Source organism: Cupriavidus sp. H19C3 (genome assembly GCF_049393815.1).
GTDB lineage: Bacteria > Pseudomonadota > Gammaproteobacteria > Burkholderiales > Burkholderiaceae > Cupriavidus.
Window position 1 is genome coordinate 481,117 of record NZ_CP184986.1, and the last position, 23,205, is coordinate 504,321.

19 protein-coding genes are annotated in these 23,205 nt (G+C 67.0%); 9 read left to right on the top strand and 10 right to left on the bottom strand.

What is annotated here, in order from left to right:
* Positions 1-78: 78 nt before the first annotated feature.
* The 3 genes from DFLDMN_RS21690 to DFLDMN_RS21700 form a co-directional block, all read right to left on the bottom strand.
* Complete coding sequence (locus DFLDMN_RS21690; RefSeq protein WP_423199927.1) at positions 79-3,843, bottom strand: ATP-binding protein; 3,765 nt, start codon at positions 3,841-3,843, stop codon at positions 79-81.
* 19 nt (positions 3,844-3,862) lie between these two features.
* Positions 3,863-4,510, bottom strand: a complete 648-nt coding sequence (locus tag DFLDMN_RS21695; RefSeq protein WP_423199928.1) for a response regulator transcription factor — start codon at positions 4,508-4,510, stop codon at positions 3,863-3,865.
* A 521-nt stretch (positions 4,511-5,031) separates the two neighbouring features.
* On the bottom strand, positions 5,032-5,952 hold the full coding sequence (locus tag DFLDMN_RS21700; RefSeq protein ID WP_423199929.1) for a hypothetical protein: 921 nt from the start codon (positions 5,950-5,952) through the stop codon (positions 5,032-5,034).
* Between the two features lie 361 nt (positions 5,953-6,313).
* Here DFLDMN_RS21700 and DFLDMN_RS21705 point away from each other — a divergent pair, with 361 nt between their 5' ends.
* The 3 genes from DFLDMN_RS21705 to DFLDMN_RS21715 are packed head-to-tail and all read left to right on the top strand — an operon-like array spanning position 6,314 to position 10,605.
* The gene (locus DFLDMN_RS21705; RefSeq protein WP_423199930.1) at positions 6,314-7,201 is read left to right on the top strand and encodes a fimbria/pilus chaperone family protein; all 888 of its coding nucleotides are present in this window, start codon (positions 6,314-6,316) and stop codon (positions 7,199-7,201) included.
* A gap of 18 nt (positions 7,202-7,219) precedes the next feature.
* A complete protein-coding gene (locus DFLDMN_RS21710) occupies positions 7,220-9,898 on the top strand; it encodes a fimbria/pilus outer membrane usher protein (protein WP_423199931.1) in 2,679 nt (892 codons plus the stop codon).
* Positions 9,895-10,605: a hypothetical protein gene (locus DFLDMN_RS21715; protein WP_423199932.1), complete on the top strand. Its 711-nt coding sequence runs from the start codon at positions 9,895-9,897 to the stop codon at positions 10,603-10,605. The genes DFLDMN_RS21710 and DFLDMN_RS21715 overlap by 4 nt, the downstream gene beginning before the upstream one ends.
* Positions 10,606-10,747: 142 nt before the next feature.
* Here the strand turns inward: DFLDMN_RS21715 and DFLDMN_RS21720 are convergent, their stop codons facing one another.
* Together DFLDMN_RS21720 and DFLDMN_RS21725 are read right to left on the bottom strand one after the other, a co-directional pair.
* A complete protein-coding gene (locus DFLDMN_RS21720; RefSeq protein WP_423199933.1) occupies positions 10,748-11,497 on the bottom strand; it encodes a creatininase family protein in 750 nt (249 codons plus the stop codon).
* On the bottom strand, positions 11,469-12,803 hold the full coding sequence (locus tag DFLDMN_RS21725; RefSeq protein ID WP_423199934.1) for an MFS transporter: 1,335 nt from the start codon (positions 12,801-12,803) through the stop codon (positions 11,469-11,471). Before DFLDMN_RS21725 ends, DFLDMN_RS21720 begins: the two co-directional genes overlap by 29 nt.
* Before the next feature lie 172 nt (positions 12,804-12,975).
* Here DFLDMN_RS21725 and DFLDMN_RS21730 point away from each other — a divergent pair, with 172 nt between their 5' ends.
* On the top strand, positions 12,976-13,899 hold the full coding sequence (locus DFLDMN_RS21730) for a LysR family transcriptional regulator (RefSeq protein ID WP_423199935.1): 924 nt from the start codon (positions 12,976-12,978) through the stop codon (positions 13,897-13,899).
* Positions 13,900-13,970: 71 nt separating this feature from the next.
* On the opposite strand, the gene DFLDMN_RS21735 is transcribed toward DFLDMN_RS21730, so the two are convergent.
* A complete protein-coding gene (locus tag DFLDMN_RS21735; protein WP_423199936.1) occupies positions 13,971-14,573 on the bottom strand; it encodes a hypothetical protein in 603 nt (200 codons plus the stop codon).
* 427 nt (positions 14,574-15,000) lie between these two features.
* On the opposite strand from DFLDMN_RS21735, the gene DFLDMN_RS21740 reads away from it, so the two are divergent.
* The 5 genes from DFLDMN_RS21740 to DFLDMN_RS21760 all read left to right on the top strand — a co-directional run bounded on the left by DFLDMN_RS21740 (position 15,001) and on the right by DFLDMN_RS21760 (position 18,338).
* A complete protein-coding gene (locus DFLDMN_RS21740; RefSeq protein WP_423199937.1) occupies positions 15,001-15,849 on the top strand; it encodes a transporter substrate-binding domain-containing protein in 849 nt (282 codons plus the stop codon).
* A gap of 23 nt (positions 15,850-15,872) precedes the next feature.
* Positions 15,873-16,541 (top strand): amino acid ABC transporter permease, encoded by a 669-nt coding sequence (locus DFLDMN_RS21745; protein ID WP_423199938.1) that lies wholly within the window; start codon positions 15,873-15,875, stop codon positions 16,539-16,541.
* Entirely contained in the window at positions 16,538-17,194 is a 657-nt protein-coding gene (locus DFLDMN_RS21750; RefSeq protein WP_423199939.1) for an amino acid ABC transporter permease, read from the top strand. Before DFLDMN_RS21745 ends, DFLDMN_RS21750 begins: the two co-directional genes overlap by 4 nt.
* Positions 17,175-17,906: an amino acid ABC transporter ATP-binding protein gene (locus DFLDMN_RS21755; RefSeq protein ID WP_423199940.1), complete on the top strand. Its 732-nt coding sequence runs from the start codon at positions 17,175-17,177 to the stop codon at positions 17,904-17,906. Before DFLDMN_RS21750 ends, DFLDMN_RS21755 begins: the two co-directional genes overlap by 20 nt.
* Before the next feature lie 180 nt (positions 17,907-18,086).
* Positions 18,087-18,338: a hypothetical protein gene (locus tag DFLDMN_RS21760; protein ID WP_423199941.1), complete on the top strand. Its 252-nt coding sequence runs from the start codon at positions 18,087-18,089 to the stop codon at positions 18,336-18,338.
* Between the two features lie 138 nt (positions 18,339-18,476).
* Here the strand turns inward: DFLDMN_RS21760 and DFLDMN_RS21765 are convergent, their stop codons facing one another.
* The 4 genes from DFLDMN_RS21765 to DFLDMN_RS21780 all read right to left on the bottom strand — a co-directional run bounded on the left by DFLDMN_RS21765 (position 18,477) and on the right by DFLDMN_RS21780 (position 23,203).
* A complete protein-coding gene (locus DFLDMN_RS21765; protein WP_423199942.1) occupies positions 18,477-18,923 on the bottom strand; it encodes a BLUF domain-containing protein in 447 nt (148 codons plus the stop codon).
* A gap of 11 nt (positions 18,924-18,934) precedes the next feature.
* A complete protein-coding gene (gene folE, locus DFLDMN_RS21770; RefSeq protein WP_423199943.1) occupies positions 18,935-19,750 on the bottom strand; it encodes a GTP cyclohydrolase I in 816 nt (271 codons plus the stop codon).
* A gap of 108 nt (positions 19,751-19,858) precedes the next feature.
* Positions 19,859-21,121, bottom strand: coding sequence for an arsenic transporter (locus DFLDMN_RS21775; RefSeq protein WP_423199944.1), 1,263 nt, complete (start codon positions 21,119-21,121; stop codon positions 19,859-19,861).
* 9 nt (positions 21,122-21,130) lie between these two features.
* On the bottom strand, positions 21,131-23,203 hold the full coding sequence (locus tag DFLDMN_RS21780) for a penicillin-binding protein 1A (RefSeq protein ID WP_423199945.1): 2,073 nt from the start codon (positions 23,201-23,203) through the stop codon (positions 21,131-21,133).
* Between the last annotated feature and the right edge of the window lie 2 nt (positions 23,204-23,205).

Sequence of the window (23,205 nt, forward strand, 5' to 3'; positions counted from 1 at the left end):
GAGGCCCCGCGCGTGAAGGCTCTTCGTTGAGGCGCTGTCGTGAGGCGCTGTCGTGAGGCGCTGTCGTGAGGCGCCGGGCTAGCCGTGCGTGGGGTGGGGGGTGTCCTCGTGCGGATCGCCTTGATCGGCAGCAGTGGCGCCATGCCGGCCGTGCGGCCCGGCGTCGTCGCGGTCGGGCGCGGTGGGTCCGCTATCGTCATGACGATAGGCGCGTACCGAGGCATGAAGTGCCATGGCGTGGACGTCGATCTCATGGCTCCAGCCGTCCGTGCCGCGACACAGGCGCTCGACGTCGCGGCAGCGCGTGACCAATGCCATCTGCTCGACGATGCGAAAGGCGCCGGCCGCGCGGTGGGCCCAGTGGAGCAGCGCGGCGGTATCGTGCCGCCCGATAATGTCCGCCAGCTCGGGCAGGTCGGTATCGAGCTGGGTGCGCAGCATATCGTCGTAATGCCCGGTGGATGCCGGTGCGCCGCGCGACTGCCCGCTCAGGTTCGTCGCGAGAGCAGTCCATGGCTGCGGGGTGGGCGAAGGGGATGCCGACGGCGAGACAGGCGGCGAGACAGGCGACGTAGGCGCTGCCGGCGCCGCATCCGCAGCGGCCGATGCGGGCGGCTTGCGCACGCGGCGCAAGGCCGATTCGATGTCCTCCAGCGACGCCGGCTTGGCGATATGACCGGCAAATCCGCGCGCGCGCCAGTCCTGGGCCTGCCCGGCCTGCGTCACGGCGCTGAACGCGAGCACCGGCAAGCCCGGATGCGAGGCGCGGGCGGCATCGAGCAAGGCGTAGCCATCGGTAATCGGCATATGAAGATCGGACAGCACGAGGTCGTAACCGTCCTGCTCCAGCAAGGCAAGGGCCTGCCGGCCATCGCCGACCACGGTGGCGCTGCAGCCGAGCGTCTTCAGTTGCTCGGCAATCAGGGTCTGGTTGAGCGGATTATCCTCGGCCACGAGCACGCGCAAGCCGGCCACGGTCGATGGCGTCGGCATCGGCGTTGGGCCTGACGGCGGCGGGACCGAGGCCGATGCGGAAACTGCCGGCAATGGTGGCAATGATGGCGATGGGGATGGCGCGATGGACGGGGCCGTCGCGCCGGATGCCACGGGGGACCCCGGATCAAACTCCGTGGTGAATGCCGGATTCGGCTCCGCCTCGGCATCCAGCGCGGTCTCCATGGCTGCGAGGATGGCCGCATGGCCGAAGCTGGTGACCTCGAATACCCCCGGTGCGCGACGTGTCGCATGTGGCGGGCCGTCGCGTGTGATCCAGACCACGTTCACCGCGCGCATCGCACGCAGGCGCATCACGAAGGCCAGGTCGTATTCGCCCGTGACCGCCATCACGTTGGGCCGATTGGCATTCAGAAAGGTCTGCGCGGCCGCCAGTGCCGTTACGCTGTGCGTGCGCCAGCCGCGGGCGTGAAGCCACTCCTCGAGCGCCGCGCCGGTCTCGGTGACCTGGCACAGGATCAGCGAACTGATGCCGCGCACGCGCGGTGGGGCCGTGGTCGCATCCGCGTCGGCAAGCGTGACCGGGATCGTGATGGTGAACGCACTGCCTACGCCTTCCACGCTGTTGACGGCGATATGGCCGCCCATCAGCTCGCAGAGGCGCGCGCAGATCGACAGGCCGAGGCCGGTGCCGCCATGGCGGCTCGCGGTACTGGCCTCGGCCTGGACAAATGGATGGAAGATGCGTGCCACCAGGTCGGGTGGCATGCCGATGCCGGAATCGCGCACCTGGCACACCAGCACGCTGCATGCGGTGGCATCGGTCGACAGCCGTGCATTGAGCGTAATCTTGCCGCTCGACGTGAACTTGAATGCGTTGCTGAGCAGGTTGTTGACGATCTGCATCAGTCGCGTGCGATCGCCGACGATGGTGCGATCGAGGGTTGGCGAGAGCAGCGGATAGAAGCGGATCGGGCGCTCGGCGATCATCGGTCCATACGACAGTGCCAGGCTTTCGAGCGCTTCCACCGGTTGAAACGGCTCCGCCACCAGCTTCATCTCGCCCGCATCGATCTTGGAGAAATCGAGGATGTCATTGACGATACGGCGCAGGCCGTCGGCCGCCACGCCAAGCGCACGCAGCCGCGGCGCATGGGCCTCGAGATGCGGCGCACGCGCCAGCAGCTCCAGGTTGCCGAGCAGCGCATTGAGCGGGGTCCGGATCTCGTGGCTCATCGCGGCAAAGAAGTTGGAGCGCGCGCGCATCATGCTCTCCGCGGTTTCCTGCGCGGTGCGCAGCCGTTGCTCCAGTTGCTGGCGCGCGGTGACATCCTGAATGGCGCAGATCAGCACGTCCTCGCCGCGATAGCGTACCGGCGCGTAGGTGAGTTGCAGGAAGCGGTGTTCGGGGGCGGACGCGCCCGGCACGCCGCCGGCCGGTGTCAGGCTATCGCGGGGACTGCCGGAGGTGGCGCCATCGGGCGGACTCGGCACGATCAGTTGCGCGGTGGCCAGGCGTCCCGCCCGCGCGTTGAGCGGCCCGGGCGGAAACGCCGCGATGATATGGCGCGGCAGCATGCGGCGCTCCGCGGCGCGCGGCTCGCCCAGGCGCAGCAGCGTGTCGGCCAGCAGGTTCGAAGTCAGGATTGCGTAGTCCGTCATGCGGACGATGCAGAGCCCGATCGGCGTGGCGCTGACCAGCACATGATTGATGGTCTCGCTCTCCAGGGCACGTGTGGCTTCGGTATGACTGCGGCGCAGCAGGTGGATATCCCAGTAGCGCGCGGTAATGGCGATGGCAGCGATCAGCAGTAGCGCAATGGCGCCGATGATGGCGAGCTCGGTGGTCAGCGAAAGCGCCAGCGCGGGCATCGACACCGAGTAGATCAGGGAGCCGAAGCCAGCCCGCAACGGCTGCACCAGCATCACGCCGGCGCGGGTGAGTTCGAACTTCTCCCGTGGCAGCGTGCGCGCGCGTGCCAGGATCTTGCCGATATCGGGGGCCGCCAGCGGTGGCGATACGTCGATGACCTGCTCGTTGGTATTGACCAGCAGCAGCGTGGCCGGATCGTCGGGCTTGACCACGCGCGCCAGAATCGCCTCGACGGGAATCACCGCGGCAATCAGCGTGGTCGGCGTGTCCCCGCTGTACGAGGCCGAGACCACGGTCATGATCGGCGTGCCCAGTACCGGATCGGTGCCGGGCCCGAGCCAGACCTGTTCGTTCTTGCGCGGCACCGGCTGCCCGATGCGCGCCATCAGCGCACGGCCGACGCGGTCGCGCAGGTCGGCCGCAAGGTCGGCGCGCAAGGGATAGGCGTCCTGGCCGAGGTGGGAGCGTCCGATCACGATCGCATATTCGGCATTGGCGTCGACGATATACGCGCGATGTTCGAGCTCGAACGCCTGTTGCGTGGTGATGGCGGCGGTAGCGATCTGCTGGAGCCGCCACAACTGCTCCGACATCGCATGGCCACCCGCGCGGGCCCAGGCCGCGCGGGTGGGCTCGGGTACCAGCAGCGCATAGCCGGCGTCCGGCAGTTCGCCCACGCCGGATTGCTGCACCTGCCGCATCAGCGCGATATCGGCCTGCGGCCGCGGCGGCGCCTCCCGGTTGTAGCGCACGGTCAGATCGGTCCGGCGCAGGAACGACACCTCGCCCTGCAGCAGCAACGAAATCCCCGACACGTACTGCGCGACCTGGCTGCGCCGATGGTCGAGCTGCCTTGCCGCGGCCAGACCGGCGAGCAGCACCGCCGACACCAGCACGATCGCGATCAGCATGCCGGCGGTGCCGTAATACAGGTGCCGCTGGCGCCTGGCATTGCGGGCCAGTGCTTCGAAGGCCTGCGCGAGCGCCTCTTCGGTGCGATCGAGTATCTGTTGCATGGCGGTCGGCTCGGACTGGTCAGATCAGGCCGTTTTCGTAGGCATAGCGAATGAGATCCGTATTGGTCTGCACGCTCAGCTTGCGCATCGCGACGGTCTTCTGGCTCGAGATCGTGCTGACGGAGCGCCCCAGCTTGCTCGCGATCTCGTTGAGCTGGAAGCCCTGGGCGTACAGCCGTACCACTTCAAGTTCGCGCAGCGTGAGGTCGGTGGCGGGCGCGGTCATCGCGGCGGCACTGTCGAGCACCGCGCGGATCGATGGCGAATAGAAATGGCCGTTGCTGACGGTGACGTGCACGCAGGCACGGACGATCTCGTCGAGTTCGTCCTCCTTGCTGACGAACGCGCGCGCCCCGAGCTTCATGGCCCGCGTGACGACGCCTGGATTGGTCTGCGCGCTGACCACCACGATGCGCGTCTCGGGATAGCGCCGCGTCAGACGGCGTAGCAGGTTGAAGCCATCGAGGGAGGTATCGCCATGCCCCATGCTGAAGTCCGTGACTGCGACGTCGACAGGGTTCTGCGCAAGGGCGCCGATCAGCTCGCTGCCGTTCGTGCATTCGCAGACCACCTGGAAGCCGGGGGTCCGGTGCAGGCAGTCGCGCAGCGCCACTACAACGAGGGGGTGATCATCGGCCAGGGCAACTCGGATCGTTTTCGCCGGCATCCTGTATTTCCTTTCCGCTGACACGCAGCGTGCTCGAGGGAAGCGCTCGTTGAAAGACAATCGCTCGTTGAACAATCGCTCGTTGAAGTTTAATGCGTTTGAAAGATAAGGAATACGAACGATTTACCGCACCGCGATCGGATGAGACTTCTGTGAAGTCCACAATTCTCTTTGTGATAATCGGAATGCGAAATAGCAATTCTACGAATTTTAAATATTCCGGATTGTCGAAGAGAATTAATTTTCGGTGAATGGCGATATAAGCGTTGGCTTATTTCATGCAGACTTCGGCTGGCCTCTCCATGAGCTTCTTCCATCCTTTCTCCTGCGCTTTGCCGTGTCTCTCTTTGCTGTGACTCTTTTGGCGTGACTCTTTTGCCGTGTCCTTCTTTGCCGTGACCCTTCCTGCCGCGTCCGTTCCTGTCGTGCTTCCTGCCACCTTAGCGCCAACAATCGCCGACCACCGTGTCCGGTCCCGTCCTCCTGCCGGCGTGCGATCAGGCGCGCGGTCAGGCGTGCGATCAGGCGTGCTGGAGACTCTCGGCCTGCTGCAGCAGCGCGCGGGACAGTGCCCGGTAGGGCGGCAGCAACCGGTTCACGCGCTCAATGAACTGCGTGCACCGTTGGGACAGCGCCGGCGGGCCCGCCGCCACCAGGGTCGCGGCCGGATGCTGCATGCCCGGATGGCCGTGCAGCCACTGGGGGATATCGGGCTTGTCGCGCAGGCGCATGAGCATCAGCAACTCCACCGGGATCGCCTGTTCGACCGGGTGGTCGAAGTCGAACAACGTGGCCTCCGTATCGAGCCGGCACTGCGACAGCCGCCGGTCCGCCAGTTGATGAATCACGGCGGCAAAGGCGCCATCGTCGCGCCGCCAGTGATCGCGCGCATAAGCGAGCACGGCATCGGACTTCTGGAACGTCGTCTGCGGCACGGAGATGCCGAGCGCATCTCCGGCAATGCCGACGATCATGCCCGCGATGCCGCCGATCGGATGCACGGCAGTGAGCTCGGGGTCGGTCTCGAACCATGCTTCGAGTGCGAACGCGGCAAGTTCGCGCCAGCCCAGTGCTAGCAGCATGGCAATTTGCAACGCCATGTCGCGCTCGTAGATCTGACGGCGACCCGGTGCGCTCCATTGCTCCTTGTGCAACGCCAGCGCATGCGTACCCGCCAGTCCCTCCACCACGCCGAGCTGGAGCGACAGCCAGTTGGTCGACGGAAAGGCTTCGCCGCCGTTGAGATCGATGGCCCGCCATTGGCGCAACCGGCCGAGCCAGTACATGGCGCGCGCCGCCCTGGGTAACGGCACCGCGGCGGGTGCGGTCACGAACGCCGCCAGCGTGTCGCGATACATGCCGTGCAGGGCAGCCGCCTCGGCCTGCGCGGTGTGGAGCGTGGTCTGCCGTCCTAGCTCTGCCTCCATTCCTTTGCTGGTCATACCTGGCATATGCGGTCTCGTGGTTTGTGTGAACGACGACACTACGGCCAGATGGAATGAGGGTCCATCGTCATTGTCCGAAATAATTCCGTGTTGAATCGTCTCTGTGAATGATCTATTGAGGCGATAAAAGAAGTGATAACTTTAAAATATCAGTTTTAAAGAAACATCCATTTAATGCGGTGCGAATTTTAACAAGAATATAAAGATTGCGCCGGATCAGGAGGGGCGTTGATCCGGAGTATGGCTCCGAAGCATGGCTCCGAAGCATGGCGCCGAAGCATGGCTCCGAATTACGGCTTTGATGTACGGCTCCGATGTACGGATCCGATGTACGGCTCAATAAAAGGAACATCCCATCATGAATGTGCAGCGTTGCGAGGCCCGCAGCCTTCGGCGGCATCTCCGCCGGCTTTGCCAGGGCGGCGTCCGGCTGGCGGGCGCGGCGGTGTTCGGCGTCGCGGGACTGCTGGCCGGCGGCGGCGCCGCGCAGGCGACCGGGATGGTTCCGGAAACCTCGGTCGTGCTGCTGCTGGAGGCGGACGGCGAGACCACCATGAATGTGCGCAACAGCGAAGCCACGCCGCAACTGCTGTATTCGTCGGTCAACCATATCGACGAGGATCAGGAAGACCTCGTGGTGGTGACGCCGCCCGTGGCGCGGGTCGAGGGTAACGAAACACAGGTGGTGCGCTTCCTGTTGCGCAGCAAGACACCACTGCGCACCGAGCGGCTGGCGCGCGCGGTGTTCGAAGGCATTCCGCCGCGCGTGGTCAAGCCCGGCGGCGCGCGCGTGACCATGACCGTGCGGCAGGACCTGCCGCTGGTGATTCATCCGCGCGACCTGCCGCTCGAGCGCGAGCCGTGGAGGCTGCTGAAGATCGCTGTCGAGGGCACGGCGCTGGTCGTGGAGAACCCCAGTCCTTATGTGGTTCGACTGGCACAGTCGGTGGCACTGCAGCCGGGCGGGATGACCGTCGAGTTGCCACGCCCGTATATCCTGCCCGAGACCACCGTGAAGGTATCGCTCGACGGCGTCCGCAAGGGTCGACGCAACGCGACACCGGATGTCACACCGGATGCGGCATCGGACGAGCCGTCCGATGCGCTACCCGATGTGCCCCACCAGGCGCCACTGGGCGAGACGCTGGCCGCGGTCAAGGCCGTACGCCTGTTCCCGGCGACGTTGTATGGCTTTGCCGTCGATAGTTACGACGCACCGCTGGCCCGCGCCGAGACGGCGCGGTAAGCGCGTGGCGAGTCACGTATGTTCGCTTCATTCGAGAACGTGCCTGCGGCAGGCGCGCCGGGCCTGCGTCCACGTCCACGCGCGCGGGTCCGCCGGCGTCGCACACCGGTGGTGGCGTGGGTCGTCCGGATTGCCGTGGCCGGCGTGGCAGGCCTGGTCCCGGCATGGGCGCCCGCCACGGAGGCCGGGGCGGCCGCCGCCGACGCTATCGCGTTCGATGTCGACATGATGAAAGCGCGCGGGATCGACCCACGGGTGGCGGACTATTTCATGCGGCAAGCGCGTTTCATGCCCGGCATGTCGCTGGTCACGCTGACCGTCAACGGCCAGCGCAAGGGCGGTGCGATGGTTCGCTTCGACGAGAAGGGGCAGCTCTGCATGGACGCGCGCTTTCTTGCGCGCGCGGGCTTGCGCGTGCCGCCTGCGCCGGGCGCTGGCCGGGCCGGGGCGCTGGCACGGCAGACGGAGAAGCGCGCGCAGACGTCGGGTGCGCTTGGCGAGATCGGCCAACCACCCACCGGGGAAACCTCCACGGCAACGCCCGCCGGCGACGCGATGCAGCCGGCCGGCTGCATCGATTATCGCGCCGTCTATCCGCAGACCATCGTCACGCTCAAGCCAAATTCGGCCATGGTCGACCTGCTCGTGCCGACCGATGCGCTCGTGCCCGATGCACCCGCGCAGCCCGAATATGCGACCGGCGGCGTGGCCGGCCTGCTCAACTACGACCTGCTGGCGGTAGGCAATTCGTTTGCCGGCGGCAGTTCGCGCTATTACTCCGCTTCCGGCGAGTTCGGTTTCAATGCCGGCGACTGGATCGTGCGTAGCCGCAGCATGTACAGCAGCGATGGTGCCGCATCGAATGTCTCGCATCTGTACCTCTATGGGCAGCGCACGTTCGTGCCACAGGAGGCTGTGTTCCAGGGCGGGGAAATCAATGTCGGCAATTCGATTTTTGCCGGCCCCGCGATCTATGGCGTGCAGTGGATGCCGGAACTGGCGCTCAAGCGTGCCGTCAGCCCGGGCACGGCGGTGGAGGGCATTGCGCAGACCCAGGCGCGCATCGAGGTGCGCCAGGCCGGGGCGCTGATCTTCTCGACCGTAGTTCCGCCCGGGCCGTTTGCGCTGGCCAATATTCCGCTGCTCAACGGCAGCAACGATCTCGACGTCACCGTAATCGAGGCCAACGGCGCGGCGCGCCGGTTCCTGATTCCCGCCGCGCAACTGGGTGCGGGCACGCTGGGCGTCACGCCCGGCTACGCGATAGCGGCAGGCAAGCTGCGGCAACTGGGCGACGATCCCCGCGTCAAGCCCTGGCTCGTCACCGCGACCGGCACCTGGGAGGCGGGCCGGCGTGCCGCCGTGACCGGCGGCGTACTGATTGGCACCCAGTACCAGAGCGTGGCCGGCGGCCTCGACGCCCGCCTCGGGGGGACCACCAGCGCCAGCATGCGCGCGATCCTGTCCAACGCGGCGCGCGAGTCGCTGCGCGGCGCGCAGTTCATGGGTTCGGTATCCACGCAACTGCTGCCGGCGCTGGCTGCCAACTTCACGATGACGCAGCAGACGCCCGGCTACCGCTCGATTACCGACACCACCGAGGACACCACGGTGGACTGGATCGGCGGCCACTATCGCGGCCAGTACACCGCCGGCGTGGCATGGGGGCATCCGGTGCTCGGCGCGTTTTCCGCCAATTACAACTGGTCCAGCCTGTTTACGGGCGTGGGGACGCGGCGGCTGACCGCGTCGTGGGGGCGAACCTTCCGCCTGGCGACCGTGTCGCTGAATGTGGAGAAGGGCGTCGGAGGCCGGGCCAGCGGCAACGGCAATTCGGTTTACCTGAGCGTGTCGGTCCCGCTCGGCAAGCGCAGCCTGCGCACCTATGTCAATCGCGTGGACGGCAGCACGCGCCTGGGTGCCACGTATTCCGAACAGGTCAGCGACCTGCTCAACTACAGCCTCAATGCCGATTTCCGCCCCGAGGACGGCGGCGCGGCCGGCTCGGCCAATGCCTCGCTGACGCCGTATTACACACGCCTCAATCTTGGTGTGGCGCAGTATGGGGCCAGCAGCACCTCGTACAACGCCGAGCTGAGTGGCGGTGTACTCGCGCACGCGCACGGCGTCACGTTCTCGCCGTACGCGATCGGCGATACGTTCGGCGTGGCTGCGCTTGGCAGCGGACTGGGCGGTGTCAGGCTGGCCACGCCGCACGGACCGGCATGGACCGATGCCTGGGGTCGCGCCGTCATTTCCAGCGCGCCAGCCTATGCGCAGAGCCGCGTGGAGGTGGCAACCCGGACCTTGCCGCGCAATGTCGATATCGGCAATGCGCATATGCAGATCCATCCGGGACGCGGCTCGGTCAGTTATCTGAACTTCGATGTGATGCAAGTGCGCCGCCTGTTGCTGCATGCACGCGACGATGCCGGCGCGCCATTGCCACGCAACGCGACGGTTACCGACCAGGACGGCAACTTCCTGACCACGGTGCTCAATGACGGCACCATCTTCCTGCCGAACACCAGCATCACCCAAGGGCTGCGTGTGACCGGGCAGGACGGCACGGCCTGCATGCTGGCGTTCAAGGTACCGGCGACGCAGGATCTGGACGCCTATTTCGATGAGGTGGAGGCACGCTGTCACGCCGGCGCCGACATGCCGGCGCAAGACCGAACCGGAGATGCACCATGACGCCAGGGTTGTGGCTATCGATCGCATCGCTCGCGGTTGGCATGACGCAGGTTCCGGCCCGGGCCGACACCTATGCCGGGATCACCCCGCATGCTTCTGCGCGGGTACCGGACATGCCATCCAGGGTCGCCCCTGCGGGGGCACACGGGGTGGCACACGGCGTCGGGGCCGGCACGGTATCGCCCGCCACCGCCACCGCCACCGCCACCGCGGCGCCGGCCGGACGCCGATGCGAACTGATGCTGAGCGAGAGCGCCATCGACTATGGCGCCGTGACACGCTACCGGCTGGAGGGTCATGGCAGCGCGCGCGAGCTGTCGTTTGGCAAGCGGCGCATGGCGCTCCACGTGACCTGCACTACGCCGTTGCTGCCCGGGCTGGTATTTCGCGGGCCGTCCCACGCCGGCGACTATCGGTTTGGCCCGACGGGCAAGGTCACGCTCACGCTGTCCGACGTTCAGTTCGACGGGCGCCCAGTGCTGCTCGGCAACGCGACCATGGTGGGAGAGTTGCCGGCCCAGGCGGCCCGCTCGGTGCGCTTTCTGCCGGGACAGGTCATCGTGCCGGTGCTCGATGGCAGACCGGCACGCGGCACGCGTCTTTCCGCCATGGTCGACATCGAACCCGTGGTGCCGCGCGACAGCAGCCGGGTGGCCACGCCGACCACGCTGGAGACCAACGGCATGTTCCAGGTGCTGTGGCACTAGCCGGCGTGGCGGCGCCGGTGCGTGCGCGCCCCGCGCCATGCCGTTGCGCCGTGCGATCCAGCCACGCGATGCAACCGGGCCATGGGACCAGGCCATAGGACCAGGCCACGGGACCAGGCCACCGGACCAGGCGCGATGCCCCTTAGCCGGGCATCGGTTCGTTGCTGAACGCTTCGAGCGCCTTGATCAGGCTGCGTGCCGCGAGTGCCACCAGTGCGCCGCCTTTCTCCACCGACGCGAGTGCGGGATTGGAACCGATGCGCCCGTCCGGAAAGCGCGCGCGGAAGTCGAGCGCCTCGCGGATCGGGCCGTTGGGCGCGATCGGCGGGGCAAAGCTCGCGGTTTTCTGCAGGTGCGGAAACGCCCACTGCGTCACGGCGATTTCCGAGGGCGTGGCGTGCGAGCCGTGCCCCGTGGGGAACTGGTCGCGTGCCAGTTCGCCCACGCCTTCGAGGTCCCACCAGTTGCACAGCTTGAGCGCAAAGCCGGCGTGGCGCCGCGCAAAGCTGGCTTCGGCATAAAGCTCCGAGAATGCCGCCTCGATCGACGCGATATTGCCGCCATGGCCGTTGAGGAACAGGATCTTCTCGAAGCCGTGCCCGGCCAGCGAGCGCACCCAGTCGGCGATGGCCGCGATAAACGTGCTCGGCCGCAGCGAGATGGTGCCGGCAAAGCCGAGGTGATGCTGCGCCATGCCGATATTGAAGGTCGGCGCGACGAGAATATCGGCCTGCTTCTCGGCTTCGCGCGCGATGATTTCCGGGCACAGCCAGTCGGTGCCGAGCAGGCCGGTCGGCCCGTGCTGCTCGTTGGAGCCGATCGGAATGACGATGGTGCGGCTGCGCTGCAGGAATTGTTCGATTTCAGACCAGGTCGACAGGGGTAGCAGCATGGGAGCTCCTTGATGAGTGGCTTGCGTGTTGACGCGGAAGTTTGTTGGCAAGGATGATCAGCGCGGCCACCAGCGGTAGCGCCGCCATCATCAGTACGCCGAGATGCAGGTTGCCGGTGGCGGTCTTGGCCCAGCCGATCAGGGCCGGGCCCCAGAAGCCGCCGGACAGGCCGATGGTATTGATCAAAGCGATGCCGCCCGCCGCGGCCGGCCCCTTGATGTACTCGGGCGGGATCGCCCAGAACACGGTGTAGGCCATCCACAGTCCCATGGTGGCGACCGTCAGCAGCGCGAGCGAAAGATAGAGGTGGCCGTCGGCCAGCGTCGAGGCCGCGAGCATGGCGCCGGCCAGCAGCGCGGGCAGGGCGCAATGGAAGCGGCGCTCGCCCAGGCGATCCGAACGGCGGCCCATGTAGTACATGCCGAAGGCCGCGGCGAGGTAAGGCACCGCGGCATACCAGCCGAGCTGGACGAGGTCGTCGATGCCCTGCGCCTTGATGATGGTCGGCAGCCAGAAGCTGATGGCGTAGATCGCGGCGATGATGCAGAAGTAGGCAAAGGCCAGCACATAGACGCGCAGGTCCCTGGCCACTGCCAGGAACGAGTGGCCATGCGCGGCCTGTGGGCCGAGTTCGACGGCGAGCAACTGCCGCTCGCGCGCGCTCAGCCAGCTGGCCTCTTCCGGGCGGTTCGGGATCAGCTTCCAGGCCAGCACGCCGAGCACGATGCAGGGGAGTCCTTCGACCAGGAACATCCATTGCCAGCCGGCCAGGTTGCCGGTGCCGGCGAGCGCGGTCATCAGCCATGCCGACACCGGCGCGCCCAGGATGCCGCCGATCGGCCCGGCCAGGAAGACGATGGCGATGGCGCGCGCCATGCGCTGCGGGCCATACCAGCACGACAGGTAATAGATCATGCCGGGCGCAAAGCCGGCTTCGAACACGCCGAGCAGAAAGCGCATCGCGTAGAAGGTGGGCACGTCGCGCACAAACAGCATGCAGGCCGAGGTAATGCCCCACAGCACGAGGATGCGGCTGAAGGTCTTGCGTGCGCCGACGCGCGGCAGCATCAGGTTGCTCGGAATCTCGAACAGCACATAGCCGATGAAGAAGATGCCGGCGCCGACACCGTAAGCCGCATCGGAAAAGCCAAGGTCGCCCTGCATCTGGAGCTTCGCAAAGCCCACATTGACGCGGTCGAGATAGGCAAACAGGTAGCAGATCAGCAGGAAGGGCAATAGCCGGAAGTTGATCTTGCGATACAGGGCCGCGCGTTCCTCGGCGCCTGCGGTGGGGGTTGCCAGCATGTTGTCTCCAGGAGTCAGTCGGCCGGTGCGCGTCGCGGCTGTATCCGCCGCTGTGAGCCGTGCGCGTGGTGATAACGATCATGGCAGTGGCATCGGTCGACACCAAGAGCAACTAAGTTCACACTTCGTTGTCTTTGAAGCAACGCAGCGTGCTTTGGCGTATCGTCTCGTCATGAGAGAGATCAATCAGCAACGATTGCGGTATTTCCGCGAGGTCCTGGCCCAGGGCACCATCCGCGGCGCGGCCGACGCGCTCAATACCTCGCCCTCGGTCATCACGCGCCAGATCCGGCTGCTGGAGGAGGAGCTCGACGTGACGCTGTTCGAGCGCCAGCCGCGCGGGGTCAGGCCGACCGAGGCCGCCGTGCACCTGCTGGAGTTCTGGCAGGGCTACCGGTCGCACCGGGAGAAGCTCGAAGACCAGTTCCATGCGTTGAAGGGCCTGCAGCAGGGGCAGGTGAGACTGGTCATGAGCGAGGGGTTTGTCGATCCGCTCGTGAACCAGGTGCTGGCGCCGTTCTGCGCCCAATACCCGAAGCTCGAGATCGACATGCAGAGCCTGCCGGTGGACGACGTGCTCAATGAGGTGGCGGAAAGCCGCGCGCATATCGGACTGGCGTACAACCCGCCGCCGCATCCGCATATCGTCTACCGGGCCAGTTCGCCGCAGCCCGTGGTGCTGCTGGCGCGCGCCGACCATCCGCTCGCCCGGCGCGGTGGCAGCGCGACCATTGCCGACCTGCAGGCGTATCCGCTGGCCATGATGCCGACCACGTTCGGCATCGGGCATGCGGCCAAAATGGTCGAGTTCGCCGACAACATCAAGATCCGCGCGACGCTGGTCACCAATTCGCTGAACGCGCTCAAGCAGTTCGTCGCCTACGAGAACTTTGTCACGCTGATCGGCGAGTTCGCCGCCTATCGCGAAATTGCCGCGGGAGATCTTGCGGTGGTCCCGATCGACCATCCGCTGTTTCGCGGCACGCAGGCGCGGCTGCTGGTCAAGCAAGGGCGGCCGCTACCCGCCGCGGCGGTGGAGCTGCTGGACCATATCCTGCGCAAGATGCCGATGTTCGCGCAGGCGGGCGGCCGCTAGCGGCTGGCCACTGGCCGCCGCCTGCCCGGCCCGCTCGCCCGGCCCGCCCGGCCCGCCCGGCCCGGATGGGGTCAGACCGAAAACTGCCGGATCGCGGCCTGGTTCCACACGATGCCCATGCCGGGGCCGCAGCCTTCGCTCGCCCCGAGCGGCTCGGCCAGCACGGCCTCGGCCAGTCCGGCATGCGCGAGCAAGCGCGCATACGCTGCCGACCGCAGCAGGGCTGGCGCGGCCGTCCACTCGAACGGCTGGCCTGTCATCTTGGCCTGCGCATCCCATAGCGCGACCGCGATACCGGCCAGCGCCATCTCGACCAGGCCTGGCGTATCCACGGCTGCCAGCCGTGCGCGCAGCGACGCCACATTGCGCGCGGGGTCGAGTCGCTGGCCGCCCAGCAGCGGCAGCATGTCATGCATTAGCTGGACCACGCTGCGCAGGACCAGCGAGGTATGGGTGAACACATAGGCGTGGCCCACGATGCCGTTCGCCGTCTCGATATCGAGCAGGATCAGCGGCGCGGTCAGCATCAGGCCGGCTTCGGTCTGGCGTGGCGGGCGCAAGGGCACGACCACCGGGCGCACGGCAAAAGCGATGAGGGTGGCATCGCTGGCGGGATCGACGGCATCGACGGCAGCGACGCCATCAAGGGCGGCGAATTGGGGCAGGGCGGACATGGTGGCGGCGCATGGGCTGGAATACGACAGTCACCAGCGTAGCCGCAACGCGCCGGGCATAACAGACGCAGCAGCGGAGAATAAAACCGTATCAGTTGCCGGACCGCACCGGCATGGCACGGGTCTGGCGAGGCGTCGGCGGCATATCGGTGCGCCGCTGCCCCTCCGGCAGCCCGGCGTGCCCGGCGTGCCCGGCGTGCCCGGCGCGAGCGCCCGTCGCGCGCAAGTTGCGCCGGATTGGTGCACTCGTGATCGAGATCGGGGCGCGCGGACGCCTCGGGCGTGGCCGGCCCAGCAGCGCGTGCCCCGTTGCGGGGATTGTCGTGCGATTTTTGAAGCCAAATTTTGCATACAAAGCTGGCATGCGGCTTGCGTTTGAGAAGGCGTCAAACAACGACCCCACGACCCCCACCAAGGACCTGCCCGTATGCGATCGTTTGCTGCCCTCCGCTCCACCTTCAGCGCCACCGTCAGCGCCACCGTCAGCGCCACCTTCGCGCGCCGCACCGTGCTTCTCGCCGCCCTGGCCGGCGCCTGCCTGGCCGCCGTTCCCGCCGCCCAGGCCGATACGCTCGATGACGTCACCAAGGCTGGCGTGCTGCGCGTGGCCGTGCCGCAGGACTTTCCGCCGTTTGGCTCGATCGGTGCCGATATGGCCCCGCAAGGCCTCGATATCGACGTGGCCGCGCTGATGGCAAAGAAGATGGGCGTCAGGCTGCAGCTCGTGCCGGTCAGCAGCACCAACCGCGTGCCGTACCTGCAGACGAAGAAGGTCGATCTCATCATCTCCAGCCTCGGCAAGAACGCGGAGCGCGAGAAGGTGCTGGATTTCTCGGAAGCGTATGCGCCGTTCTTCAACGGGGTGTTCGGCCCGGGTGACCTCGCGGTCAAGTCCGCCGCCGATCTCGCCGGCAAGACCGTGGGCGTGACGCGGGGCGCGGTCGAAGACCTGGAACTGAGCAAGATCGCACCGGCCAGCGCCGTGATCAAGCGCTACGAGGACAATAACGCCACCATCTCGGCGTTCCTGTCGGGACAGGTGCAGCTGATCGCCACCGGCAACGTGGTGGCCGCCGCGCTGATCGCCAGGCATCCGCCCAAGACCCCGGAGACCAAGTTCCTGATCAAGAATTCGCCGTGCTTTATCGGCCTGAACAAGGGCGAGACACGCCTGCAGGAAAAGGTCAACGCGATCCTGGCCGAGTCGAAGAAGGACGGTTCGCTCAATTCGCTGTCGATCAAGTGGCTGCTGCGTCCGCTGCCGGCCCAGCTCTGATGCGGTCGTCCTGATTTCGCACCATGGCTTATCAGTTCGATTTCGGCTCGGTGCTGGCCTACACCGACGTGCTGGCCAAGGGCGTCGCCGTGACCGCGCAGCTGACCGTCACCGGCGGCGTGCTCGGCGTGGCGGTGGCGATCCTGGGCGCGTGGGCACGCACGGAAGGGCCGCGCTGGCTGCGGGGTCTGGTCGGCGCCTATGTGGAGCTCATCCGCAATACGCCGTTCCTGATCCAGCTGTTTTTCATCTTCTTCGGTCTGCCTAGCCTCGGCGTGCAGTTGCCGGAGATGGTGGCGGCGTCGCTGGCGATGGTGATCAACCTGGGCGCCTACGGTACCGAGATCGTGCGCGCCGGCGTGGCCGCCACGCCGCGCGGGCAGTACGAGGCCGGCGCCAGCCTGGCGATGTCGCGGCTGCAGGTATTCCGCCACGTGGTGCTGCGGCCGGCGTTGCAGAAGATCTGGCCCGCGCTGTCGAGCCAGATCGTGATCGTCATGCTGGGCTCGGCGGTCTGCTCGCAGATTGCCGCGCAGGACCTGACCTACGCCGCCAACTTTATCCAGGGCCGCAATTTCCGTGCGTTCGAGGTGTACCTCGTCAGCACCATCGTTTATCTGTTGCTGGCGTTGCTGTTGCGCCAGCTGCTGCGGGCGATGGGGCAACGTCTGTGCGCGAGGAGGGCGCGATGATCGAGTTCACCCTGTGGGATATCGTCCGCAACCTGCTGCTGGCGGCGCGCTGGACGGTATTGCTGTCGCTGGTGGCGTTTCTCGGCGGCGGCGTCGTGGGGTTGCTGGTGCTGCTCGCGCGTACCGCGCGGCGCGCGTGGCTGCGCCGTGCCGCCGCCACCTATATCGAGCTGTTCCAGGGCACGCCGCTGCTGATGCAGCTGTTTCTGGCGTTCTTCGGCCTGGCGCTGTTCGGCATCGACGTGCCGGCGTGGCTCGCCGCCGGCCTTGCGCTGACGCTGTGGACCGCCGCCTTCCTCGCCGAGATCTGGCGGGGGTGCGTGGAATCGATTCCGCGCGGGCAGTGGGAGGCATCGGGCAGCCTGGCCATGGGCTATGTCCAGCAGATGCGTTACGTGATCCTGCCGCAGGCGCTGCGCATCGCGGTGGCGCCGACCGTCGGCTTTGGCGTGCAGGTCATCAAGGGCACCGCGCTGGCCTCGATCATCGGTTTCACCGAGCTGTCGAAGGCCGGCACCATGATCGTCAATGCGACGTTCCAGCCGTTCACCGTGTATGCGGCCGTGGCGCTGATGTATTTCGCGCTGTGCTGGCCGCTGTCGCTTTATAGCAAGAAGCTCGAGGAGAAATTCCATGGCGCTCATCGCCATTGACGATGTCCGCAAGTCGTACGGCGCCAACGAGGTGCTCAAGGGCGTGTCCCTGTCGGTGGAGCCGGGCGAGGTCATTGCCATCATCGGCAAGAGCGGCTCCGGCAAGAGCACGCTGCTTCGCTGCATCAACGGCCTTGAGCAGATCGATGCCGGCGCCATCACCGTGGCCGGCGCGCACCTCGCCAGCAGCGAACTCCAGCTGCGCGCGCTGCGGCTCAAGGTCGGCATGATCTTCCAGCAGTTCAACCTGTTTCCGCACCTGAGCGCGGGCCGCAACGTGATGCTATCGCCGATGATCGTCAAGGGCGTGCCGGAAGCGAAGGCACGCGAGCTGGCCGAGGAGAATCTTGCGCGCGTGGGTTTGTCGGCCAAATTCGATGCCTATCCCGACCAGCTCTCGGGCGGCCAGCAGCAACGCGTGGCGATCGCGCGCGCCCTGGCCATGCAACCGGCGGCGCTGCTCTGCGACGAGATCACCTCGGCGCTCGATCCCGAACTCGTCAACGAAGTGCTGCAGGTGGTGCGCGGGCTCGCCGCCGACGGCATGACGCTGCTGATGGTCACGCACGAAATGCGCTTCGCGCGCGAGGTGTGCGACCGCGTCGTCTTCATGCACCAGGGCCGCGTTCACGAAACGGGCGCGCCGGAATCGGTGTTCGCCAACCCGCGCACGGCGGAGCTGCAACAGTTCCTGGGCATGGTGGCGGCGTAAGGCAGCACGCCAGCCTGCGCCAGTCGCGCCGACCGCACAATATATGCGACATCGTCGTGGTCTTTGCCGGTGCCATACCTCCGCTCGCTTTTTGTGGCAGGCTGTCGGCGCGCGTGCGATGTGTCGTGGACCTCTGCCATGACGCGCGCGTGCTGACCTACCCCCGCACGGAGGTGTGCCATGGCGCAACGTCAATTTGCTGAATTTCCGTCCAACGAGCAGCAAGAGGTGTCAGCTGCGGTCAGGATGCTTGGCCTGATGCCGCAGGATTTCGAGATTTTCGATGTCAATGGCACCTCGGCACGACAGGTGACGGTGCGAAGGCAGAGTACCGGCGCCGCCAGCATCTACGATGCCGGGCCGGGTACGGCGTGGTGGGAAGAGTTCGAGAGCGATCTCGAATGCGGGCTGTTCGGCCAGGTGTCCCACTAGCGCGGAACGCCTGCCGGACGGCGTAAGCCGCCTGCTTCGATGGTTGCTGGTTACCGGTTACCGGTTGCTGGTTACCGGTTGCTGGTTACCGGTGGCCGGTCGCCGGTCGCTTGAGCGGCGCATGGCTGGAAGCGCCGCTCAGCCCTGATGCCGCCGCTCGGGGCCATGGGCGAGGATCGACGCGCCCGCGACCAGTTCCTTGAGCAAGGCCAGCGATGCCGCCGCCGACGTGCGGTAGGGGTCGAGCTCGCCTTGCGCCGAATACTTGAGCAGCGTGGCAGCATTGAGCCGCGCGGTATTGACGCGGCCCATCGACCACACCGAGAAGTCGCGCTCGACGATCTCGTCGAATGCAAGCAGCGTCACGTCCTCGTGCCGGCTGTCGCGTCCGATATTGAGGAATAGCCGAGACACCGCGCTGCGCTCGCCTTCCAGCGCCTGCAGAAAGACGCCATTGCCATGGCACAGCACGCCGGTAATGCCATGGCGCGGATTGGCTTCCATCGCGGTCTCGAAAATTGCGTCGAGCGTGGCAGGGTCGATCGATTGCCGCGCGCGGCTGGCGTAGAGCAGGCGGACTAGCATGTGAGGTCTCGTCAGCGACGGTTCAGGTTCAGCAGCGTGAGGAATTCGCGCCGCAGCTTGTCGTCCTTGAGGAACGAGCCGCGCATCACGCTGTTGGTCATCTTGGCATCGGTATCGCGCACGCCGCGCCAGTGCATGCAGAAGTGCTCGGCCTCCATGACGATGGCCAGGCCGTCCGGGTTCATCTTCTCCTGCAGCAGGTCCGCGACCTGCGCGACCGCTTCTTCCTGGATCTGCGGCCGGCACATGATCCATTCGGCCAGCCGCGCATACTTCGACAGGCCGATCAGGTTGGAGTGCCGGTTCGGCATCACGCCAACCCACAATTTGCCAATAATCGGGCAAAGGTGGTGCGAGCACGCGCTGCGCACGCGCATCGGACCCACGATCATCAGTTCGTTGAGCTGCTCGACGTTGGGAAACTCCGTGGTGGCCGGTGCCGGCGCATAGCGGCCCGCGAAGATTTCCTTGAGGTACATCTTGGCCACGCGGCGCGCGGTCTCACGGGTGTTGTGATCCTGGTCGACATCGATGACGAGCGCGCGCAGCACTTCCTCCATGCGGGCCTGCACTTCCGCCTGCAACGCATCGAGTTCGCCGGGTTCGATAAAGCGCGAGATATTGTCGTTGGCGTGGAAGCGCTCGTTGGCCGCCGTCAGCCGCGCGCGAATACGCTCGGCAATGCTGCCCGCGGCGGGTGCGCCGTTGGTGGCGGCCGCGTCATGGCCGTTGACGTCGGTGGGGCCGGGCGCGCCAGCGGGAGAAGCAGCGGGGGAGGCGGCGGAAGAAGAGGCGGAAGGAGAGGCGGGATGATCCTGGTCTGACATGTAAGCCGCTGCCGGATGAATGGCATCGAGATTAGCGCCGTCGTGCGCGGTGCTTCACTATATGGCAGTTCCAACGCCCCCACAACCGTGTGAAAGCGGCGCAATCGGTCAGAACAGTACGGCCAGCGCGGCCAGCAGGGCGGGCGGCGTGACCAGTGCGCCGAGCCGCAGGAACTGCCCCGCGGTGACCAGATGCCCCTCGCGCCGCAGCGCGGTGAGCCACAGCAGCGTGGCCAGCGAGCCCGTCACCGACAGGTTGGGCCCGAGGTCCACGCCGATCAGCGCCGCGCCGGTGACCGTATGCGAGGCATGGCCCGCCGCCAGGGCCGATGCGGCAATCAGGCCGGCCGGCAGGTTGTTCACGATATTGCAGAGCAGCCCGACCATCACGCCGGTGCCGATCAGCGCCAGCCAGCCCGTCATGCCTTGGGGATGGGCCGACAGCCACGCCAGCCAGCGCGCCAGTTGCGCGATCACGCCGGTGCGCTCGAGTCCGGCCACCAGCACGAACAGCCCGGCCACGAGCGGCATCACCCCCCACGACACCTCGCGCAGCGCGGGTCCGAGCAGCCGCGGCTGCGTGGCGCAGACCGCGGCCAGCGTCGCCAGCCCGCCCAGGCAGGACGGCCAGCCGAGATCGCGGCCCAGCAGCGATGCCACCAGCAAGGCCACCCCGGTCACCACGATCCCGGCCGTGGTCAGCCACGCCTGCAGCGACAACGGCGGCGTCGGCACGTCCTCGGCGATACGCTCGGCCAGCGCCTCGCGCTGGCTCCAGTACAGCACCGCGAACGTGACGGCGATCGCCACCACCGACGGCAGGGTAAAGCGGGCCAGCCATTCGGCGAGCGGCGGCATGCGCTCGCCGAACACCACGAGGTTGGCCGGATTGGAGATCGGCAGCGCAAAGCTTGCCGCGTTGGCGATAAACGCGCAGGCGTAGAGGTACGGCAGCGGATGCCTGACGCGCGCGGCACGCGTGGCGGCGAGCACGGCGGGCGTCAGCACCACCGCGGTGGCGTCGTTTGACATGAAGATCGTGACCGCGGTGCCAAAGCCATAGACCAGCGCGAACAGGCGCCGCGCCGAGCCGCGCGCACGCCGCACCGCGAGCGCGGCCACGTGGTCGAACAGGCCGGTCTTGCGCGCCAGCTCCGCGATCAGCATCATGCCCGCCAGAAACAGGTAGACGTCATAGCCGCGCGCCACCGCGGCCCACGCTTCACCGAGCGGCAGCAGGCCGGCCACGCACAGCGCCACCGCGCCGGCCATGGCCCAGAACGGCTCGGGCAGGCGGAACGGGCGCAGCAGCACGCCGAGCGTGGCCGCGCACGCGATGCCCCAGATCAGTGGTGTAGTCCAGGCCGACACGTATCGCGATCAGAGCTGGCCGGGACTGCGTGCGGTACCGGCGGGCAAGCCCAGTGCCGGGGTCGTGCCCACCGCATTGCCGTCGCGCGCCACCGCCGGTACGCCGAAGCCGTCGGCCGCGGGCATGCCGGCATCGGTGCCGGGCGCGCCCGTGGCGTCGTCGGCAGCGGGCGGGGGCGGGAAGCCGATCGAGGCAATCGCATGTACGCCGTCCGCGTACTCGGTGTAGCTCCAGTCGTCGCCGACGCGCGCAACGCCTTGCGGCTGCGCGAACAGCGCCACCGGCACGCCGGCCAGGCGGCCTTCCATGTAGGCGGCCCAGATCGGCAGCGCCGTGGTCGCGCCGAATTCGTGCCGGCCCAGCGTATGGTTGTCGTCGAAGCCCATCCACGCCACCGTGACCAGCTCCCCCGCATAGCCGGCAAACCAGCCGTCCACCGAATCGTTGGTGGTGCCGGTCTTGCCTGCCACGTCGGCGCGCTTGATATAGCGCCGCACCGAGGCTCCGGTGCCGGCGTCCACCACGCTATGCAGCAGGCTGTCCATCACGAAGGCGTTGCGCGCCGAGATCACGCGCGTGGGGGCGGCATGGGTGTCGGCGGCAAATAGCACATTGCCCTCCCCATCGGTGATCTTCTCGATCAGGTACGGCTCGACGCGATAGCCGTGATTGGCAAACACGCCATAGGCCGCGGCCAGGCGCAGCGGCGAGGTGCTGCCCGTGCCCAGCGCCAGCGGCAGGTAGGGCGGCAGCCGTTTCCGGGCGAAGCCGAACTTGCCGGCATAGTCGATCGTGTACGGAATGCCGATCTGGCGCAGCGTGCGGATCGCGGGCAGGTTGCGCGATTCGGCCAGCGCCTGGCGCACCGTGATCGGGCCGACAAAGCGGTCGTCGTCATTGGACGGCTGCCATTTGGGATCGTCGAGCGGTGCATCGTTGATCAGCGTGGCCGGCGACACGCCACGCTCGAGCGCGGCCGAGTAGATGAACGGCTTGAAGGTCGAGCCCGGCTGCCGTTGCGCCTGGGTGGCATGGTTGAAGCGGCTGGTCTGGAAATCGGCGCCGCCCACCATCGCCTCGATGGCGCCGGTGCGGCTGTCCAGCGAAATCAGCGCGGCCTGCGGGCTGGCGCCACCATGGCGCTTGCCATAGCCGTCGATGCCGGCGCGTACCGCGTCATAGGCCATGGTCTGGCGCACCGACGACACCGTGGTGTAGACGTTGAGCCCGCGCGTATAGGCGTCGTCGCCGAAGCGGTCGTGCGCGAGCTGGCGCGCGAGTTCCGCCACGTATTCGGCGTGTCCCGCATACCGGCCGCTGCCGTCGGTGGCCACGTGGATGGGCTCGGCACGGGCGTCGCGATACTGCTCCGGAGTGATCATGCCGAGCGCGAGCATGCGTCCCAGCACGTATTCCTGGCGGCGCGTGGCGCGCGGCAGGTTGACTGCGGGATTCATCGTCGACGGCGCCTTGGGCAGGCCCGCCAGCATCGCCGTTTCCGCCAGCGACAGCTGCGCCAGCGGCTTGCCGAAGTAGACCTGCGCGGCACTGCCGAAACCGTAGGCGTGCTCGCCCAGGTAGACCTGGTTCATATACAGCTCGAGCACGCGGTCCTTGGGCAGCGTGCGGTCGATCTGCCAGGCCAGCAGGATCTCGTACCACTTGCGCGCCAGCGTCTTTTCGCGCGACAGATAGAAGTTGCGCGCGACCTGCATGGTGATGGTCGACGCGCCCTGCGCATAGCCTTCGCCGATATTGGCGATGGCCGCGCGCACCAGGCCCAGTACGTCGACGCCGACGTGCGAATAGAACTGGTCGTCCTCGGCCGCGAGCAGCGCCTCGGTCATCAGCCTGGGCATGCGCTCGATCGGGATGAACTCGCGATGCTCGGTACCGAATTCACCGATCAGCGTGTTGTCGCTGGTATAGATGCGCAGCGGCACGTCGGGCCGGTAATCGCGCAGCGAGTCGACGGAAGGGAGCTGCCGCAGGCTGACCACGGCGGCAAAGCCGGCCAGCAGGATGCCGGCGGCCGCCAGCCCCGCCACGCCGCTGGCGGCCCAGATTGCGATTTTTTTCATGG